This is a genomic window from Salinimicrobium xinjiangense DSM 19287, assembly GCF_000423585.1.
In the GTDB taxonomy this organism is placed as follows: domain Bacteria; phylum Bacteroidota; class Bacteroidia; order Flavobacteriales; family Flavobacteriaceae; genus Salinimicrobium; species Salinimicrobium xinjiangense.
The window spans coordinates 80651-98440 of the sequence record NZ_KE384054.1 but is presented as its reverse complement, the minus strand read 5'-3'; the positions used below and the strand labels follow the sequence as shown (position 1 = coordinate 98440).

Here is a 17790-nt window from a genome sequence, read left to right as displayed (position 1 = left end):
GTTCTTAATGTTTTTTAATTAACAACCTTGTGGTCACTTCATCAAAAGAAACTTCCAATCCGTTGTTCACTTCTTCTGCTAAGTCGAGATTTGCAGTCAGGGTTTCGGTTTTTATATATTCAATATTTTGTTGGACAGCCTCCTCGACAGTGCCATCCTTTTGTAGGGTCACATCTATTTTGTCGGTCACTTCAAATCCCGAATCCTTGCGGAAATTCTGAATCCTGTTAACCAACTCTCTTGCAATTCCTTCTTTTTTGAGTGCATCTGAAATCGTTATATCAAGTGCAACAGTAATATTTCCCGAATTAGCTACCAGCCATCCTTCAATATCCTGGGATGTAATCTCTACATCACCGATTTCTAATGTAAGCAATTTCCCGTTAATCTCGATCTGAATTTGCCGTTCACGCTCTATTTTTTGAATATCCTCGGCAGTGAATTCATTGATCTTTTTTGAGACCTCTTTCATGTCCTTACCGAATCTCGGTCCTAGCACTTTAAAGTTTGGTTTGATCTGCTTTACAAGAATTCCTGAAGCATCATCGATCAATTCCAGCTCCTTTACATTTACTTCAGACTTGATGAGATCTGCCACGGCTTCGATCTCTCTTCGCTGTTGTTCATCCAACACAGGGATCATCACTCTTTGAAGAGGTTGCCTTACCTTGATCATTTCTTTCTTTCTAAGAGAAAGAACAAGGGAAGAAACTGTTTGCGCTTTTTGCATTTGACGCTCCAGTTCCTTGTCTATGAATTTAGGATCTGCTACCGGAAAGGTCGCCAGGTGTACAGATTCAAAATCCTCTTTTTGAGTAGCTGCCTCCAGATCTTTGTATAAGCGATCCATGAAAAATGGCGCAACCGGAGCTCCCAGTTTCGCGACTGTTTCAAGACAGGTATAGAGTGTTTGATAAGCAGATATCTTGTCTGTTCCATATTCTCCTTTCCAGAATCTGCGGCGACAAAGTCTAACATACCAGTTACTCAAATTTTCCTGTACAAATTCAGATATTGCCCTTGTTGCTTTGGTCGGCTCATAATCTGAATAGAACTTGTCTACATTTTCAACGAGCGTGTGCAGTTCAGATAGGATCCATCGGTCTATTTCGGGTCTCTCCTCCAGTGGCACATCTGCTTCAGAATAGCTGAACTTATCTAAATTGGCATATAGAGAGAAGAAAGAGTAGGTGTTGTAAAGTGTTCCGAAGAATTTACGTCTCACCTCCGAAATTCCCTCGATATCAAATTTCAGGTTATCCCATGGATTTGCATTGGAGATCATATACCAACGCGTGGCATCGGGACCAAAGGCCGCAAGGGTTTCAAAAGGATCTACGGCATTTCCCAGTCTCTTGGACATCTTCTGCCCGTTCTTGTCAAGAACAAGTCCGTTGGAAATAACATTTTTATAAGCTACATCATCAAAAGTCATAGTAGCTATAGCGTGAAGCGTATAGAACCATCCTCTGGTCTGGTCAACACCCTCGGCTATGAAATCGGCCTTGCGCCAGGTTTTTTCTACTTTTTCGGCATTTTCAAAAGGATAATGCCATTGAGAATAGGGCATGGAACCGGAGTCAAACCAAACATCAATTAGATCGGCCTCCCGTTTCATAGCTTTTCCTGAATCTGAAACCAGGATGATCTCATCAACTACATTTTTATGCAGGTCTACCTTGTCATAATTCTCATCGCTGAAGTTCCCCGGTACAAATCCTTCAAAAAGATCGGCTTTCATCAAACCTGCTTCAACAGATTTTTCCATCTCCTGCTTTAGCTCCTCGATTGAGCCAATGATCTTTTCTTCTTTACCGTCTTCGGTCCTCCAGATTGGCAGCGGAATCCCCCAATATCTGGACCTTGAAAGGTTCCAGTCATTTGCATTTGCCAGCCAGTTTCCAAATCGGCCTTCCCCGGTTGATTTCGGTTTCCAGTTGATATTCTGATTCAATTCATACATCCGGTCCTTGACATCGGTAATCTTGATAAACCAGGAATCCAGTGGATAATATAGAATCGGCTTGTCAGTTCTCCAGCAATTTGGATAACTGTGCACATATTTTTCAACTTTAAAAGCACGATTTTCTTCCTTCAGCTTTATTGCGATCTCAACATCTACAGATTTTTCAGGCGCTTCTCCATTATTGTAATATTCATTCTTTACATATTTGCCTCCAAACTCCCTCAATTCCGGTCTGAATTTCCCCTGAAGATCTACCAGCGGAACTAAATTTCCATTCTCGTCCTTTACAAGCAGCGGCGGTACTTCAGGCGATGCCTGTTTTGCAACCATGGCATCATCTGCCCCAAAAGTCGGAGAAGTGTGAACGATACCGGTACCATCTTCTGTAGTAACGAAATCTCCTGCAATTACCCTGAAAGCATTTTCTGGATGTTCGTACGGTTGCACGTAAGGAATAAGTTGTTCGTATCTACTCTCCAGAATATCTTTTCCGCGGAAAGACTTACCAATCAAAAATGGGATTTTTTTATCTCCTTGTTTGTAGGATTTTAAAGCTTCTTCAGAATCTACTTTTTGAGACTTCTTGTCGAACTGTTTTTCAGCAAGATCTTTTGCCACTATTACAGTGATGGGTTCAAAAGTATACTGATTATAGGTTTTCACCGTTACATACTCAATCTTTGGACCTACTGTAAGGGCAGTATTAGCCGGCAAGGTCCAGGGAGTAGTTGTCCAGCCTATAAAGAATATTTCCCCTTCCATTTCAGAAAGAAATGCAGGCAGAGTTTCTTTTTTTGCCTTGAACATGGCAGTGACCGTGGTATCGGTAACATCCTGATAGGTCCCCGGCTGATTAAGTTCGTGAGAACTCAATCCAGTTCCTGCTTTAGGCGAATATGGTTGTATTGTATAACCTTTATAGATAAGGCCTTTTTTATAGATCTGGGAAAGAAGCCACCACACCGTCTCCATATATTTGGATTTGTAGGTGATATAAGGATCGTCCATATCCACCCAGTAACCCATTTTTTCTGTAAGATCATTCCAGACATCTGTATAACGCATTACTGCATTTTTGCAGGCTTCGTTATATTCTTCAACACTAATCTTCTTACCAATATCTTCCTTAGTGATCCCCAGTTCTTTTTCAACACCCAGTTCAATAGGCAGGCCGTGAGTATCCCAACCGGCTTTTCGTTTTACCTGGAAACCTTTTTGCGTCTTAAAACGACAGAAAATATCCTTAATGGCACGTGCCATTACGTGGTGAATTCCCGGAAGCCCGTTAGCAGAAGGTGGACCCTCAAAGAAAATAAACGGCTCGTTGCCCTCCCGAGAAGAAACACTCTTCTCAAAAACATCATTTTCCTTCCAAAAATGCAGAATTTCTTCAGCTACTTTTGGCAGGTCAAGTCCTTTATATTCAGGGAACTTTGCACTCATCATTATATTCTTTCAAAATAGTTGCGCGAAAATAATGATTTTTAGTAAATCCTGTGGTTTAAAACGGGAAAACCTGAATGCCACTTGATATTAATCAGTTATAATTAACTTGTTTTCTGAAGTTTAGTTTAGAAAGAGTACTGCAAAGCAAGGATAAGATTACGTCCGGCGGCAGCTATACCCGAAGAATATGTGCGGTAGCGTTGATCTGTAATATTTTCAAGTGAAGCTGTTAAGATCCACATTTTTCCAATTTGATAGCGGGAACTAAAATTTAGCGTGTACCATTCCGGCGAATAAGGGTTGCCGTTCTCATCAACGGCATAAAGATATGCTTTGTCCTGCTCTGAAGGGGCTAACTCTTCAGCGCTAATTTCCCCGTTATATTCACTGAATAAATCAAATCTCAACCTATTATTTTCCCAGATAAGATGCACATTTCCAAACAGAGGTGCTGCGTGCCGAAGAGGAGCTTTGCTACCGTCATCCTGTTCTTCCTCGCCTTCTGTTATGTTCAACTGGGTGGTAAGCCTAAGACGTTCAGAAAATTTTACTTTCGCGCCGGCTTCAACGCCATACACATGAGCTCTTGCAGCATTTTGAATGGCCTGGACCCGGCTGGGTTCTCCCCGGTATTCTATCATTGTTTCTCCGTTAAGGCTAAAATCCCTGCGTACCAAAGCATCCTCCAGCAGGGTGTAGTAGCCTGCAAGATCCACCTGGAAAACCTGATTAAGATTAAGCCTTAAACCAAGTTCTGCATTATAGGCTTTTTCGGGACCAAGATCCGGATTGGGCACTACTACAAGTCCGGGTGCGGAATCAAATATTTTCCCGATGTCATCGATATTCGGAGCCCTGAAAGCGGTCGATAGATTAAATTGCCAACCCAGAATGTCACTTTGTTGCCAGTTCAATCCGGCGCTTCCTGTCAAAGCTCCTGTACGCAGATTGGCATTGGAAAAGGGAAGATCATAGGTTTCATCATCAAAGGTTGCATCCAGCAGCACGTAATTATATCTGGCCCCGGTTTGAACGGTAAAGCGCGGATTAAGTTCCCACTGTAAATTTCCATAGGCTGCCAGGGACTGCCAGGTGGCATCATCGGGATACCTGGATGTTCCCGGAAAAACTTCTGCGGTGATGATATTGGTTTCTTTTCCCGTGGAATTCACCTTATTAAAAACATATTCTCCTCCGTAAAAAAGACTCGGTCCTGAAAAATTCTTTTCAAAGTCCAGATTTAAGGAGTAGGCATCTACCTGCTCACGGGTATGATAAAGAAGGTCCCCTCCAAAATCGCGATCATTCCGGCTTTCTTCAAAAAACTGATATGCAGCTGTTAGTCTGGCTTTATTGTAGAACCTGCCGTTTCCGGCTTTATCCATCTGGAAATTCGTTTGCAGCCATTCCTGAGGGCCATAATACCATTCTGCCGCTCTAAGTACCCCATTCCGCTTACGATACAGCCTGTCATAGCGGGGAAAATCTGAAGTAGTAGAGTAAATTACTCCAAGGGAAAGATCGTACTCCTCTGTCGGCTCAAAGCGGATTTTCTGCAACAGGTTGATCTGGTCGTAGCCTGTTGGCACCTGTACTTTAGGATCTTCATTTTGCACAATAATATCTTCTCCATTCCTGCGCACCACATATTCATGTCGCAGGTATTCTTCTGGTCCATGGCTACCCATTCTAAGATCTTCAAAATCTGAATAAGTTGCACCAGTGAGAAAAGTCCATTTTTTTCTGCCGTAGGAGAGGTTCACATGCCCGGTTTTTTCCTCGTTTGCAGTAGAATAGCGCGTATAGACCTTGCCGGAAAAATTGCCGCCTTTTGCTACAGAAAAAGCCGGTGTAAGGGTGTAAAAATTCATCACCCCCCCAATGGCATCACTCCCGAAAATCGTAGATCCGGGACCTAAAATTACTTCTGTACGTTCTATCGCCAAAGGATCTATTGAAATCACATTTTGTACGTTGCCTCCACGAAAAATAGCCGTATTCATTCGCACTCCGTCAACGGTGATCAATAAGCGGTTCGTGGAAAATCCCCTGATCATGGGACTACCTCCTCCCAACTGACTTTTTTGAACATACACCTGCCCGGTACTCTGCAGAAGATCGGCCGAAGTTTGAGGGCTTGCGGTAAGTATTCCCGATTGGTTCACACTCACTACCTTTTGAGGCACATTTCTTCGGTTTTGTTCAAATTTCGAAACAGATAATAGGACTTCATCAAGTTCATTCCTGGATGGTTTCATTAAGACCGTATTCCCGTTTTCTAGGATTTGCTTTTTGGTAGCATGAAATTCTATGTGGGAAACATGACTAAAAAAAATGATCTCTCTTTCTGAAAATGCGGAAATATCGATCTCCCCGTCAAAACCGGTCAAAAATGTCTTCGTCTTATCTTTATTAAAAACAGCCACATTAAAAATTGGCTCCTTTGTTTCTCTATCAAGTACGATAATTTGCTGAGCAGAAGAAACAGAAAAATTAAGAAGCAAGAGAAGGCTCGTAAAAATTCGCATTAATTGTAAATTTCGTTTAAAACTGCAAGAGATTTTGGTTTGTGAAATCCCTGAAGGTGAATTTCATAATAACTTAAAAGCATTAGTAAAAATCCCGACCGCGTGACCTGGTTCAATTTAATAGAGGATAATTCATCAAAGTCTGTGCCCAACAAGCGCTGTAAGAGTACAACATTCTCATCAGAAACACATGCGTCATTAGTTTCCACCTCCTGAAAAGTGCCGTCTAAAAGGTTAAAAACTGGATACTTTCTTAAGGGAACATCGGGATAAAAGCCTAAATACCGGCTCAGCTTCAGCAGAAAAAGCAGGTGAAAATTTACGGTCTTTTCCTGGGTGTCGAACCATTCTAGACTTGTTTCCAGGTAATTATACAGGGCAGGATTGGCTTCTTCTTCCCTCACTGCATTCCGCAGCACTTCAGACAGGAACATTACAACAGTAGATTTTACAACATTTGTATGAAGGCTTTGGTACATGTTTTCGAGCTTAGCATCTTTCATGTACTCCAGGGTTCCTTTATCTTTATGATTGGCCACGATCTCAATTTGAGTTAGCGGCTGAAAAAGGGAAGCTTTTATTTTCCCTTTCCTTGACTTAAGCACCCCCCGAAGCAGGTATGTTTTTAGTCCGCTTTTTTGAGTGAAGCATTTCACGATCAAATCGGCTTCTCCATATTTTATGGCACTAAAGACTATTCCTTTGGTAGTGATCGACATTAATTAATCTGTTTTGCTTCCGAATAAAATTGTCCTGAAAAGGAACTAATCCTACTAACACATTCGTGGAATGACCCCTCAAAAATGGCATTTTCAGCAGGTATTCTTCCGAAGCAATAAATGTAGGTGAAAAAAAGAAAAAGCCGCATTACTGCGACTTTTTCAAATTTATTTCAGTGAAAGTCTATACAACTCCCTGTGCCAGCATTGCATCGGCAACTTTTACGAAACCGGCGATGTTTGCACCCCTAACATAATCTACATAATCACTACCTTCTTCGGTACCATACATCACACACTGTGCATGAATGTCATTCATGATCTGCTTAAGTTTGGCGTCCACTTCCTCGGCAGTCCAGTTGTAGCGCATCGAGTTTTGAGACATCTCAAGACCTGAAGTTGCTACCCCTCCTGCGTTTGAAGCTTTCCCGGGAGAGAAAAGGATCTTAGCTTCCTGAAATACCGTAATTGCTTCTGGCGTACAAGGCATGTTAGCACCTTCTCCCACTAGCTTACAGCCGTTATTTACAAGCGCTCTCGCATCGTCTTCAAGCAGCTCGTTTTGAGTTGCGCAAGGAAGAGCAATATCACACTTAACATTCCACGGAGTTTCCCCTTCAAAATAATTTGCATCAGGATATTGATCAAGATACTCCTTGATCCTGCCTCTCTTCACGTTCTTAAGCTCCATGATGAATTCGAGCTTCCCTGCATCGATTCCTGTTTCGTCGTAGATATATCCCGAAGAATCACTCATGGTAACTACTTTACCACCCAGTTGGGTAGCTTTTTCGGCAGCATACTGAGCCACGTTTCCGGAACCTGAAACCACAACGATCTTACCTTTAATAGAATCTCCTTTGGTTTTCAACATGTTTTCAGCAAAGTAAACGTTACCGTAACCTGTAGCTTCAGGACGAATCAATGATCCACCGTAAGAACGACCTTTTCCGGTAAGTACTCCTGTAAATTCATTGCGAAGTCTCTTATACTGTCCGTACATAAAGCCAACTTCACGACCTCCTACACCAATATCACCTGCAGGTACATCTGTATCTGCACCAATGTGACGTTGTAATTCGGTCATAAAACTTTGACAGAATTTCATCACTTCGTTGTCTGATTTTCCTTTTGGATCAAAATCAGCTCCTCCTTTTCCACCACCCATAGGAAGTGTGGTAAGGCTGTTTTTGAATACCTGCTCAAAAGCAAGGAATTTAAGGATACTCAGGTTTACAGAAGGGTGAAAACGGATTCCTCCTTTGTAGGGCCCAATAGCAGAATTCATCTGAATTCTGAAACCACGGTTCACCTGCACCTCGCCATTGTCATCGATCCACGGCACGCGGAACATGATCACACGCTCGGGTTCAACCATGCGCTCCAGTAACTTTTTATTCTGGTATTTCTTATTCTTTTCAATAAATGGGATAACCGTTTCTGCGACCTCATGAACAGCCTGCATAAATTCGGGTTCATTAGAGTTTCTTTTCGAAACGCTATCTAAAAATTCTTGGACATTTTTTTCCATAGTTTTGGCTAAAATTATATTAACGAAAACGTTTTTTACGATTCGCAACAAATATACATTATCTTCAAAAAACAGCCTTAAAATATTTGTTATTCCTTTTATAATTAATGCTTTTATGAAAGGGCCGTAATTCCCACTTTCTTTGGGATGTTTTTATATATTTGCTTAGAGCGGAACATCACTTATGGCCAACATTTCCAAAACTTTAATTATCCTCTTACTCCTTTTTTTCTTCGGAAACAGGACTGTTTCGGCACAGGTAGGCATGGTAGGCCAGGAAATAGGAATAGTCGCCGGTCCCGTTGCATATTTTTCCGATTACGGCTTGCGCTGGAATGCTGAAACCAACTCCTCAAATACGGGGTTGGGAGTAGGATTGGTTTATTACCTGAATTTCGCTTATAAAGCGGACTGTGACTGCTATGCGCGTTATACTTATTTCAATGATCATTTCAGAATAAGGGCTGAAGTGGATTATCATGAAGGGGAGCTCAATCACTATGGCCCCATTGCAAAAAAAGATACAGATGGTGGAAAAAAATTACGGGCAATGATTGGGCAGGCCAAGGTTTTCGAGGCGGGAGCACACCTGGAGTATTATCCTTTGAGTATTAGAGATTATACCGCCTTCGCATATCCAATTGCTCCCTATGTTAGTCTCGGTTTCAATTTTGTTAATTTTGATCCCTACACTTATTCTACCCTGGAAGGCCCTCTTGAAGACAACCTTTTCCACACTTTTAGAGGCTATGTGAGCCAGGAAGCCGGTTCTACCTGGAGTGTCGTAGCCGGAGCGGGAATGCGCTACAAACTGAATGTGGTGAGTGACCTGGTAATGAACCTCCAGTGGAGATATTATGACACCGACTGGCTTGACGGGCTGGATCACGATAATCCACAGAACAAGTTTAATGACATGATGTTCTGGCTGAATTTCGGGTATATATACTATCTGAATTTTTAAGAAATTTAGATCGCTGCGCTTCCAGAGTCTAGAATCCAGACCTTAAATTTCTCGAAAATCTCTTCTGAAACCCCTTCAAAAATCACATTTTTGACACCCTAGTCTAAACCCTGTTTGAGGTCGTTAATCAAGTCTTCCTCATCTTCGATACCTACACTTAACCTTATCAATGAATCAACAATCCCCGTTTTCGCTCTTTCTTCCTTCGGAATTGATGCGTGGGTCATACTTGCAGGATGGCCTGCCAAAGATTCCACTCCTCCCAGAGATTCGGCAAGGGTGAAGACTTTCAACTTCTCAACCAGTTTTACTGCACTTTGCAGAGTATCTTCGACTGTAGTGAAGGAGATCATTCCTCCAAATCCGCTCATCTGTTTCTTAGCAATGTCGTGATTAGGATGATCTTCAAACCCGGGCCAGTAGACTTTCCCAACTTTGGGATGATCTCTCAGGAATTTAGCCACCGCTTCGCCATTTTCACAATGTCTTTGCATGCGCAGGTGAAGGGTTTTAATACCTCTCAAGACCAGGAAACTGTCCTGCGGACCGCATATGGCACCACTGGCCTTCTGAATGAAATGAAGTTTCTCTGCCAAATCCTGATCCCTAACTACAAGGGCTCCCAAGACCACATCGCTGTGGCCGCCAAGATATTTGGTGGCGCTGTGCATCACTATGTCGGCACCCAGCTCCAGTGGACGTTGCAGATAAGGTGTGGCAAAAGTGTTATCTACGGCCAACAAAACTTTGTGTTTCTTAGCAATACGCACCATTGCTTCTATATCAATAATGTTCATCATTGGGTTCGTTGGCGTCTCCACCCAAATCATCCTGGTATTTTTGTTTATATACTGCTCAATTCCGCCAGGTTCGTGCATGCTTGCGAAATGGAATTTGATTCCCAATTGTTCGAATATCCCGGTGAATAGCCGGTATGTGCCTCCATAGAGATCATTTGTGGAGATGATCTCATCTCCAGATCTAAAAAGTTTAAGTGCCGCATCAATAGCAGCAAGTCCGGAGCCAAATGCAAGGCCGAAATTTCCATTCTCAATACTGGCAAGAGATCGCTCAAGAGCAGCACGGGTAGGATTTCCACTCCGGGAATATTCGAAGCCTTTATGGCCTCCGGGAGTGGATTGCCTGTAGGTAGTGGTTTGATAGATAGGAGACATTACCGCGCCATAAGCCGGATCTGTATCCTCCTGTCCTCCGTGGATGGTTCTGGTATTGAACTTCATATTTAAATTTTCTTTAAGATACAAAGGTAGCATTGGCCTTGGGTCTTCACAAAATAGCACGTATCTTTCAGATCAGTTTAACATTAAGCATTTATGTTCCAATCATTTTTCCGTCTCCTGCTGCTCGTATTGTTGTTTACGGCCTGTAAGAGCGATAAAGAAGAAGAAAAAAAAACCATCCCGTTAAGTTTTAAAAAAGAAAGTATCGTAAAAAAAGCCGGTGCCAATTGTGACACGGCACTTTACGACTGCTCGGTAATAACTATTGATGTGGTGCGGGCGAGAGGTGCTGCAGGAGTTTCAGGACAGATCAACAGAAATCTGGATCAACACATAATAAATCTTGTCTCTTCTGAAAATGATCCCGAAATTTCCAACCTGGAGGAACTTTCAGAAAGATTTCTTGCAGATTACCGGGAAGCAGCCGAAAACTTTTCCGAAGAACCACCATGGGAAGCGTATGTAGCCGAAAATATCTACCTGCGCACCGATACACTGGTTTCAATAGGAATAACAACCGAAATTTTTAGCGGTGGAGCCCATGGCTATAAAACCCTCACCTTTGTTAACATAAATCCGGAAACAGGGGAATCCTTCTCTCCAGATCAAATCTTTGTTCCGGAATTTACGGCTTTTGCCGAACAACGGTTCCGGCAGGAACAGGGCATTCCCGAAGGTGACAATATCAACAGCACAGGCTTCTGGTTTGAAGATGACACTTTTAGTCTGCCCGAAAACATTGGATTTACTGAAGATAAGATTATCCTGGTCTACAATTCCTACGAGATTGCACCTTATGCTGCGGGAGATATTATTATGGAAATTCCTCTGGAAGAGGTGAAGCCATTTATAAAGATTGAATAATTTTACCGCATGAAAAAGATCTACTATCTGTCAACCTGCGATACCTGTAAAAGAATCCTAAAGGACCTGAATGCTCCCTCCTCTTTTGAACTACAGGACATCAAAAAGGAACCTCTGGATATGAAGCAGCTGCTCGAGCTTAAACATAGGGCCGGGACTTATGAAGCCATAATTAATAAAAGAGCCAGATTGTACAAGGAGCGGGACCTTAAAAACAAGCAGCTTTCTGAAGAAGATTACAAAAATCTTCTTTTAGAGCACTATACCTTCCTCAAGCGCCCCGTAATCGTAAACGACCAACAGATCTTTGCGGGTAATTCTAAAAAAGAAGTAGCAGCAGCTAAAGATTCTCTTGGTGAATAAGAGAGCCCTTGCTATTCTTGCTGCTATTGGAGCAGGAACAATCTACGGTATAAATCATACGGTAGCCAAAGGCTTAATGCCTGTTTATATAGAACCTTTCGGTTTTATTCTTTTGAGGGTAAGCGGCGCAGCAATTCTCTTTTGGCTCATCAGCTTTTGGGGGCCAAAAGAAAAAGTCGCCACTAGCGACTGGCCAAGGCTTTTTGGCTGCTCAGTGCTGGGTATGTGCATCAATATGCTGTTTTTCTTCAAAGGTCTCAGTCTCACAACACCAATAAACAGTTCGGTCATCACAACCATTACTCCTATAATTGTTCTGGTTTTAGCTGCAATTCTGATTAAAGAGAGAATTACCTGGCTAAAAACTTTAGGGATAATTACAGGACTTGCCGGTGCTCTGGGACTAATATTCTTTAGCAGTGATCAAGTGCAGAACGCGCCTAATATTCCCCTCGGTAATCTTTTGGTTCTCGTCAATGCCACCTCCTATGGACTTTACCTGATCCTGGTAAAACCGCTTACTTCAAAATACCATCCATTCACCTTAATGAAATGGCTTTTCCTGATGGCAGTTATCATCAATCTTCCTTTTACTTTAGGAGAATTTACAGAAGTTGAATGGTCTGCCTTACCAACAGAAGCTATCCTTGGGATGAGTTTTGTGGTCTTTGGGACCACTTTTCTCACTTACCTTCTAAATGTGTATGCACTAAGACAGTTAACTGCTTCCACCATCAGCGCTTTTGTTTATCTACAGCCTTTAATTGCAATAGCCTATGCAGTTTCCACAGGAGCAGATTCCCTCAACATGCTCAAGATCATCGGCGCCCTGCTGGTCTTTGCCGGTGTTTATATGGTGACAAGAAAGCCTAAGCCCGTAACATAGCAGGATCTATATCCTTAGGCTTTTTACCGTACCTGCGGGTATCTTCGCGCGTAAGAACTTTAAAATCTTCGGTATGATCAAGGTGGTCCAGCTTATCAAACAGGTCTTTTGGAAGCCCTCTTAATTTGCGTTCTTTAAGATCGATCCAGGCGCCCATCATTTCACAGCTGGCGAAATTGCGCCCTTTATAATCATAGAAATCGTGAATAAATTCGAAGTACATACCATCTTCAGAGAGCCCTTTAAGCCTAAGAGTAACGGTTACGGGTTTTCCCGCAAAAACCTCTTTAAAATAGTAGATATGTTCGTAAAAGACCACGGGACCAAGATTATGTTCAGCCATTTCTTTTTGACCAAAACCATTCTCCATTAAAAAACCCATTCTGGTATGACTCATGAAATTAATATATGCAGTATTGGCTAAATGCCTGTTCGCATCAATATCACTCCACCTTATTTCAAAATTTTTCCTGTACATTATCTCTATTTTTGGGATAAAATTACAAATTTATACTATGCATGCATAAGAATTTTAATTTCCTTTACCATTAATTCGAACTCTAAGCTCATGCCTCTGGTAGAAAGTAAATATGATCCTCCATTTGTTTTCAGGAATTACCATGTTTCTACTGTTTATTCGGCCACTATACGTCGTGTAGAAGTAGCGCAGCAGCGGGAACGTATGGAACTTGAAGACGGGGATTTTCTGGACCTGGACTGGAGTTATTCCCCGGGGAAGACATCTCGGGTACTTGTAATTATTCACGGACTTGAGGGCAGTTCTAAAAGACCCTATGTTACCGGAATTGCTAAACATTTTACAGAAAATGGGTGGGATGTGGCCGCTGTAAACCTTAGAGGCTGCAGCGGAGAATTGAACAGAAAATTCAAATCTTATCATGCTGGCGCAACAGGGGATCTTGACCAGGTAGTTAGGCATATTCTGAAAAGGTCCAAATATGATCAGCTGGCTTTTAATGGATTTAGCCTCGGCGGTAATCTAATGCTGAAATATTTAGGTGAAAAAAGGGAGCTTCCGAAGCAATTAAAAGCTGCCGTAGTGGTCTCTGTACCTTGTGATCTTCATGGCTCCCTGAAGCAGCTCCAGAAAAAACAAAACTTTATTTATGCCAAACGCTTTCTTTACAAATTAAGGGAACATCTGTCATTGCGGGCAGAACAATTTCCCGGACAGTTAAGCCGCGAGAAGATTGCAGCATGTGACACTCTGCTGGACATTGACAACCTGTACACCAGTCGTGCTCACGACTTTGAAAACGCATTGGATTACTATGAAAAGAACAGCTCCCTGCATTTCCTGGAGAATATAAAAATCCCCACACTTCTTATTAATGCTCAAAATGACGGCTTTCTTTCCCCTGACTGCTATCCTATTGATACCGCACGGGAAAATCCTCATTTTCATCTCGAAATGCCCAACTATGGAGGACATGTAGGGTTTATCCAAAACGGCCCTGTTACCTACAACGAAAAACGAGCTTTGGAATTTATTGAAGCACAATAGTAAACTGCCATTTAAATTCGCTAATTCGAGGTTAAAAAAGCGGCTTCCTGCAGCACAGATTCCGGAAAAAATTAAATTAGTGAAAAAATCAGCATGAATTTAGACCCCGATGAGGGACATGTGGCAAAGGTGCGTACTGCCGGCTTTTTTACTAAAGGAGTGGTCTATCTTCTTATAGGTACGCTCACCTTTTTGGCAGCCTTTGACCAGGGAGGAGAAATTAGCAGTACAGATGGGGCAATAAAATATCTGCTCACCCTGCCCATGGGGAAAATTCTGGGAGCATTAATAGCTCTGGGCCTATCGGCTTATACGCTTTGGAGATTTTACGAGGCCCTGTTCCTGCCGGGTAAACTAATCAGGAAAAATAATATTCAAAACGGGTTCAGGAGATTTCGCTTTTTTTATTCCGGAGTATTTTACGGAATTATCGCATATTCATTTTTCAAGCCACTTGTTACAAGCTTTCAAACCGGTAGTGGAGGAAATTCAGATGGAAATCTGGAAGAAAAAGCTGCGCTTTGGGAGTTACTTTCTACAGATTGGGGAAAATTGATACTCTGGATCCTGGCCCTGGTTGTAGCCGGACAGGCACTTTGGCAATTTAAAATTGCAAAAGATGGAAAATTCATGAAAAAAATTGACAACTACCCCGAGATCAAACACGAATATGACTTCATTAGAAGGTCCGGCAGGTTTGGATATATCTCACGTGGGGTGGTCTTTGGAATTATTTCTTTCTTTTTGATCAAAGTAATTCTTCAGCACAATGCCAACATCTATAAAGGAACTGAAGGCGCCTTACAGTACCTGCTCTCCTTCTCCTATGGATCTTTTCTGCTTGGCGCTACAGCTCTGGGTCTTATTGGTTACGGCATATTTCATATCATGGTTGCAAGACATGCTAATTTAACTACCCTGCAGTAGGAATTATTGCCTGACTAGAAATTCTATCAACTTTATGGTAGCATAAATTACAACCAGAGGAGCTGTAACATACCAGGAGATCCATTGAAGATGTTGTGTGTTTATTTCAGATACCTCTTCCGCGGGAAAATTTAGCTCAATAATCCATATGGTTGTAATAATAACACTGAGCATTAATAGAACGAGACACAGTATCCTCAAAAACTTTATTCCTGCCAGCATCCTTACAGACTTTAAATTAATTTAATCACTAAAGTCTAAAAGAGGCTAACTTTAGGCTAACCTCTTTTAGATATAACATATTAAAGGAGTTAATCTATCTTTCTAAAATTCCCATCAGAGTCAAATTCCAGTTCAGTTCCATCAGCTAATTCCACCTCCTGTTCCTTATCCTGTTTTTCCCATCCTATGACCTTGGCGTTTGGGTAGTTGGATTGTAGATAAGAAGTAATCTTAGAAGGCAAAGCCGACATCGGTATAGCTTCATTATTTTGACTATCAATTTCAATTATATTCCCATTTTCATCAAAATCCAGTTCAATGCCGTTGGCAAGTGTTACCTCATACTTCTCATCTTCCCAGATTTGCCAGGTACTATATTCTTTTACCTCCTGAACATCATCACCGGAAAAATGCTGATTGATGAAATCTTTGGCAGTCCCCGGCAAATTACTTGTGTTTGCCTGTGCAAATATCCCTACTGAGAATAGCGCGAAAAACGCTGATACAATTACTTTTTTCATAACTTGTTTTTTTAATTTGATGCGAAGAAAGCCTGCAAATCTGGAAAAACTTAGGAATCAGCTTTTCATGAATCCTAAATCTTTCCCAAATTCACTCCTACTTTTGGACGTATGAAGATCCTTATCATCGAAGACGAGAAAGACATGAGGCATAATATGCAGGCTACTTTGGAAAAAGAAGATTTCCTGGTGGAGCCTGTAGCCACCTACAAAGAAGCTTTATCAAAGATTGGAGTTTATGACTACGATTGTATTCTACTGGATATTGGCTTACCCGACGGAAACGGTCTCGAGATCCTGAAAACCCTCAAAAATAAAGGTTACTCAGATTCAGTAATCATAGTTTCGGCTAAGGATTCTCTCGATGACAAGGTTCATGGCCTGGAACTGGGCGCTGATGATTATCTTCCCAAGCCTTTTCATATGGCTGAACTAAATGCCAGGGTCAAAGCAGTCCTTCGGCGACGAAAATTGGACGGAAGTAATTTACTGAAGGTTGCCAATGTGACAATAAATATTGATAGCCACCAGGTGAAGGTGAATAGTGAAGAACTCGAGCTCAACCGGAAGGAATTTGATGTCCTGTTCTATCTCTGTACCAATCAAAACAGGCTTGTTAGCAAATCGGCGCTGGCAGAACATGTATGGGGCGATTACATTGACCAGTCAGATAACTTTGATTTTATTTATTCCCAGATCAAGAACTTACGAAAAAAACTTTCAGATAAAAATGCGGGACTCGAGATCAAAGCAATTTATGGAATAGGTTATAAGCTCCTGGTTGTATGAAGCTCCTAAATTACACCACAACCTATTTTGCAGTAATCCTTGTATTTTTGCTGGCGTTCTGGGCGCTGATCTTCTACTTTGAGATCCTGGATGAGATCTATGACAGTATGGATGACGGCCTCGACAACCAGAAAATGTTGATAATAAGGAAAGCAAGGCAGGAGCCCTCAATCCTTGAAAAATCAGCTTTTGAGGATGGCAATTACATTATCACGCCGACCACACCAGAACTTAGTAAAGATTATACTGATGCTTACAGGGACACGCTCATGTTCATGGAGAATGAATCTGAATATGAGCCGGTACGTCTTTTAGAAAGTGTTTTTCAGCAGGATGATTCATTTTACAAGATCAAGGTGGTTACTTCCATGGTCGAGGAAGATGATCTTCAGAAGGAACTTTTCTTTTCTCTGCTGTGGCTCTATTTGGGTTTGGTCCTGACCATAGTTTTACTGAACAGTTTCTTTCAGCAGAAGGCATGGAAGCCTTTCTACAAGCTTCTTCGAAGGCTCGAGAATTTCAGTATAGAAAAAGATGACAAGATCAAGTTTGAAAAAACCAATATTGAGGAATTTCAGTTACTAAACAAAAGAGTCGACAGGCTATTGAAAAAATCGGTAGAAAGTTATAAGAGTCAGAAAGAATTCATTGAAAATGCTTCGCATGAGCTGCAAACCCCGCTCGCTATTAGCATCAATAAGTTGGAGTTAATGGCCGAGAATGCCGATCTTCCGCCGAAGCAGATGGAAGAGCTGGGTGCTGTACTTCAAAGCCTGGAAAAACTCACCCGCCTTAACAGATCACTCTTACTGCTCTCCCGCATTGAGAACAGGCAGTTTGCCGAAACAGAAAAAATTGACTGGAATGCACTTGTAAAACAAATAATAGCAGAATTTGAAGATTTTGTCGTGCACCGGGACGTGAAAATCATTTTATCTGAAGAAGAAAGTAACGAACATTCCGGAAATAAAGATCTGGCAGGTATCCTCATTTCAAACCTGCTCAAAAATGCAATTTTACACAGTCATTCCGGTAGTGCTGTGGAAGTCAATATTTCTTCAGGAAAAATTGAGTTTAAGAATCCGGGGACGAAAGCTCTTGTTACAAGCAGGATCTTCAGCAGATTTAAAGGAGCTGAAAAGGCAGATTCAACCGGACTTGGCCTGGCAATTTCAAAAGCCATAGCTGACAAAATGAATTTAGAGCTCAGCTACACCTACACTTCTCAAAAACATGTCTTTACAATTAAATTTCAAAGTTCCTAATTCTTTCCAGTTTCCTGCCTCAAATTAGCGGAA

General features: G+C 41.7%; 15 protein-coding genes. 8 read left to right on the top strand and 7 right to left on the bottom strand.

What is annotated here, in order from left to right:
- Window positions 1–4: 4 nt before the first annotated feature.
- The 4 genes from ileS to gdhA form a co-directional block, all read right to left on the bottom strand.
- Window positions 5–3409 (bottom strand): isoleucine--tRNA ligase, encoded by a 3405-nt coding sequence (gene ileS / locus G564_RS0113610; protein WP_029038141.1) that lies wholly within the window; start codon window positions 3407–3409, stop codon window positions 5–7.
- A 128-nt stretch (window positions 3410–3537) separates the two neighbouring features.
- Entirely contained in the window at window positions 3538–5940 is a 2403-nt protein-coding gene (locus G564_RS0113605) for a TonB-dependent receptor (RefSeq protein WP_029038140.1), read from the bottom strand.
- Entirely contained in the window at window positions 5940–6659 is a 720-nt protein-coding gene (recO, locus tag G564_RS0113600) for a DNA repair protein RecO (RefSeq protein ID WP_029038139.1), read from the bottom strand. The genes G564_RS0113605 and recO overlap by 1 nt, the downstream gene beginning before the upstream one ends.
- Window positions 6660–6843: 184 nt before the next feature.
- Window positions 6844–8190, bottom strand: a complete 1347-nt coding sequence (gene gdhA, locus G564_RS0113590) for an NADP-specific glutamate dehydrogenase (protein WP_029038138.1) — start codon at window positions 8188–8190, stop codon at window positions 6844–6846.
- Window positions 8191–8374: 184 nt separating this feature from the next.
- On the opposite strand from gdhA, the gene G564_RS0113585 reads away from it, so the two are divergent.
- Window positions 8375–9154, top strand: coding sequence for a THC0290_0291 family protein (locus G564_RS0113585; RefSeq protein ID WP_029038137.1), 780 nt, complete (start codon window positions 8375–8377; stop codon window positions 9152–9154).
- A 98-nt stretch (window positions 9155–9252) separates the two neighbouring features.
- Here the strand turns inward: G564_RS0113585 and G564_RS0113580 are convergent, their stop codons facing one another.
- Window positions 9253–10395: a trans-sulfuration enzyme family protein gene (locus G564_RS0113580; protein WP_029038136.1), complete on the bottom strand. Its 1143-nt coding sequence runs from the start codon at window positions 10393–10395 to the stop codon at window positions 9253–9255.
- 93 nt (window positions 10396–10488) lie between these two features.
- Between G564_RS0113580 and G564_RS0113575 the strand changes: the two genes are divergently transcribed.
- The 3 genes from G564_RS0113575 to G564_RS0113565 are packed head-to-tail and all read left to right on the top strand — an operon-like array spanning window position 10489 to window position 12508.
- Window positions 10489–11259 (top strand): DUF3298 and DUF4163 domain-containing protein, encoded by a 771-nt coding sequence (locus G564_RS0113575; RefSeq protein WP_084625644.1) that lies wholly within the window; start codon window positions 10489–10491, stop codon window positions 11257–11259.
- A gap of 9 nt (window positions 11260–11268) precedes the next feature.
- A complete protein-coding gene (locus G564_RS0113570; RefSeq protein ID WP_029038134.1) occupies window positions 11269–11622 on the top strand; it encodes an arsenate reductase family protein in 354 nt (117 codons plus the stop codon).
- Complete coding sequence (locus G564_RS0113565) at window positions 11615–12508, top strand: DMT family transporter (RefSeq protein WP_029038133.1); 894 nt, start codon at window positions 11615–11617, stop codon at window positions 12506–12508. Before G564_RS0113570 ends, G564_RS0113565 begins: the two co-directional genes overlap by 8 nt.
- Here G564_RS0113565 and G564_RS0113560 read toward each other — a convergent pair.
- Entirely contained in the window at window positions 12492–12986 is a 495-nt protein-coding gene (locus G564_RS0113560; protein WP_029038132.1) for an acyl-CoA thioesterase, read from the bottom strand. The genes G564_RS0113565 and G564_RS0113560 overlap by 17 nt on opposite strands.
- Window positions 12987–13076: 90 nt before the next feature.
- Between G564_RS0113560 and G564_RS0113555 the strand changes: the two genes are divergently transcribed.
- Window positions 13077–14033, top strand: a complete 957-nt coding sequence (locus G564_RS0113555; protein WP_029038131.1) for a YheT family hydrolase — start codon at window positions 13077–13079, stop codon at window positions 14031–14033.
- A 93-nt stretch (window positions 14034–14126) separates the two neighbouring features.
- Window positions 14127–14960, top strand: coding sequence for a DUF1206 domain-containing protein (locus G564_RS0113550; RefSeq protein WP_029038130.1), 834 nt, complete (start codon window positions 14127–14129; stop codon window positions 14958–14960).
- A 311-nt stretch (window positions 14961–15271) separates the two neighbouring features.
- On the opposite strand, the gene G564_RS19335 is transcribed toward G564_RS0113550, so the two are convergent.
- Complete coding sequence (locus tag G564_RS19335) at window positions 15272–15703, bottom strand: PepSY-like domain-containing protein (protein ID WP_051205476.1); 432 nt, start codon at window positions 15701–15703, stop codon at window positions 15272–15274.
- Window positions 15704–15814: 111 nt separating this feature from the next.
- Here G564_RS19335 and G564_RS0113530 point away from each other — a divergent pair, with 111 nt between their 5' ends.
- Complete coding sequence (locus tag G564_RS0113530; RefSeq protein ID WP_029038128.1) at window positions 15815–16492, top strand: response regulator transcription factor; 678 nt, start codon at window positions 15815–15817, stop codon at window positions 16490–16492.
- Window positions 16489–17757, top strand: coding sequence for a sensor histidine kinase (locus tag G564_RS0113525; protein ID WP_029038127.1), 1269 nt, complete (start codon window positions 16489–16491; stop codon window positions 17755–17757). Before G564_RS0113530 ends, G564_RS0113525 begins: the two co-directional genes overlap by 4 nt.
- Window positions 17758–17790 lie beyond the last annotated feature (33 nt).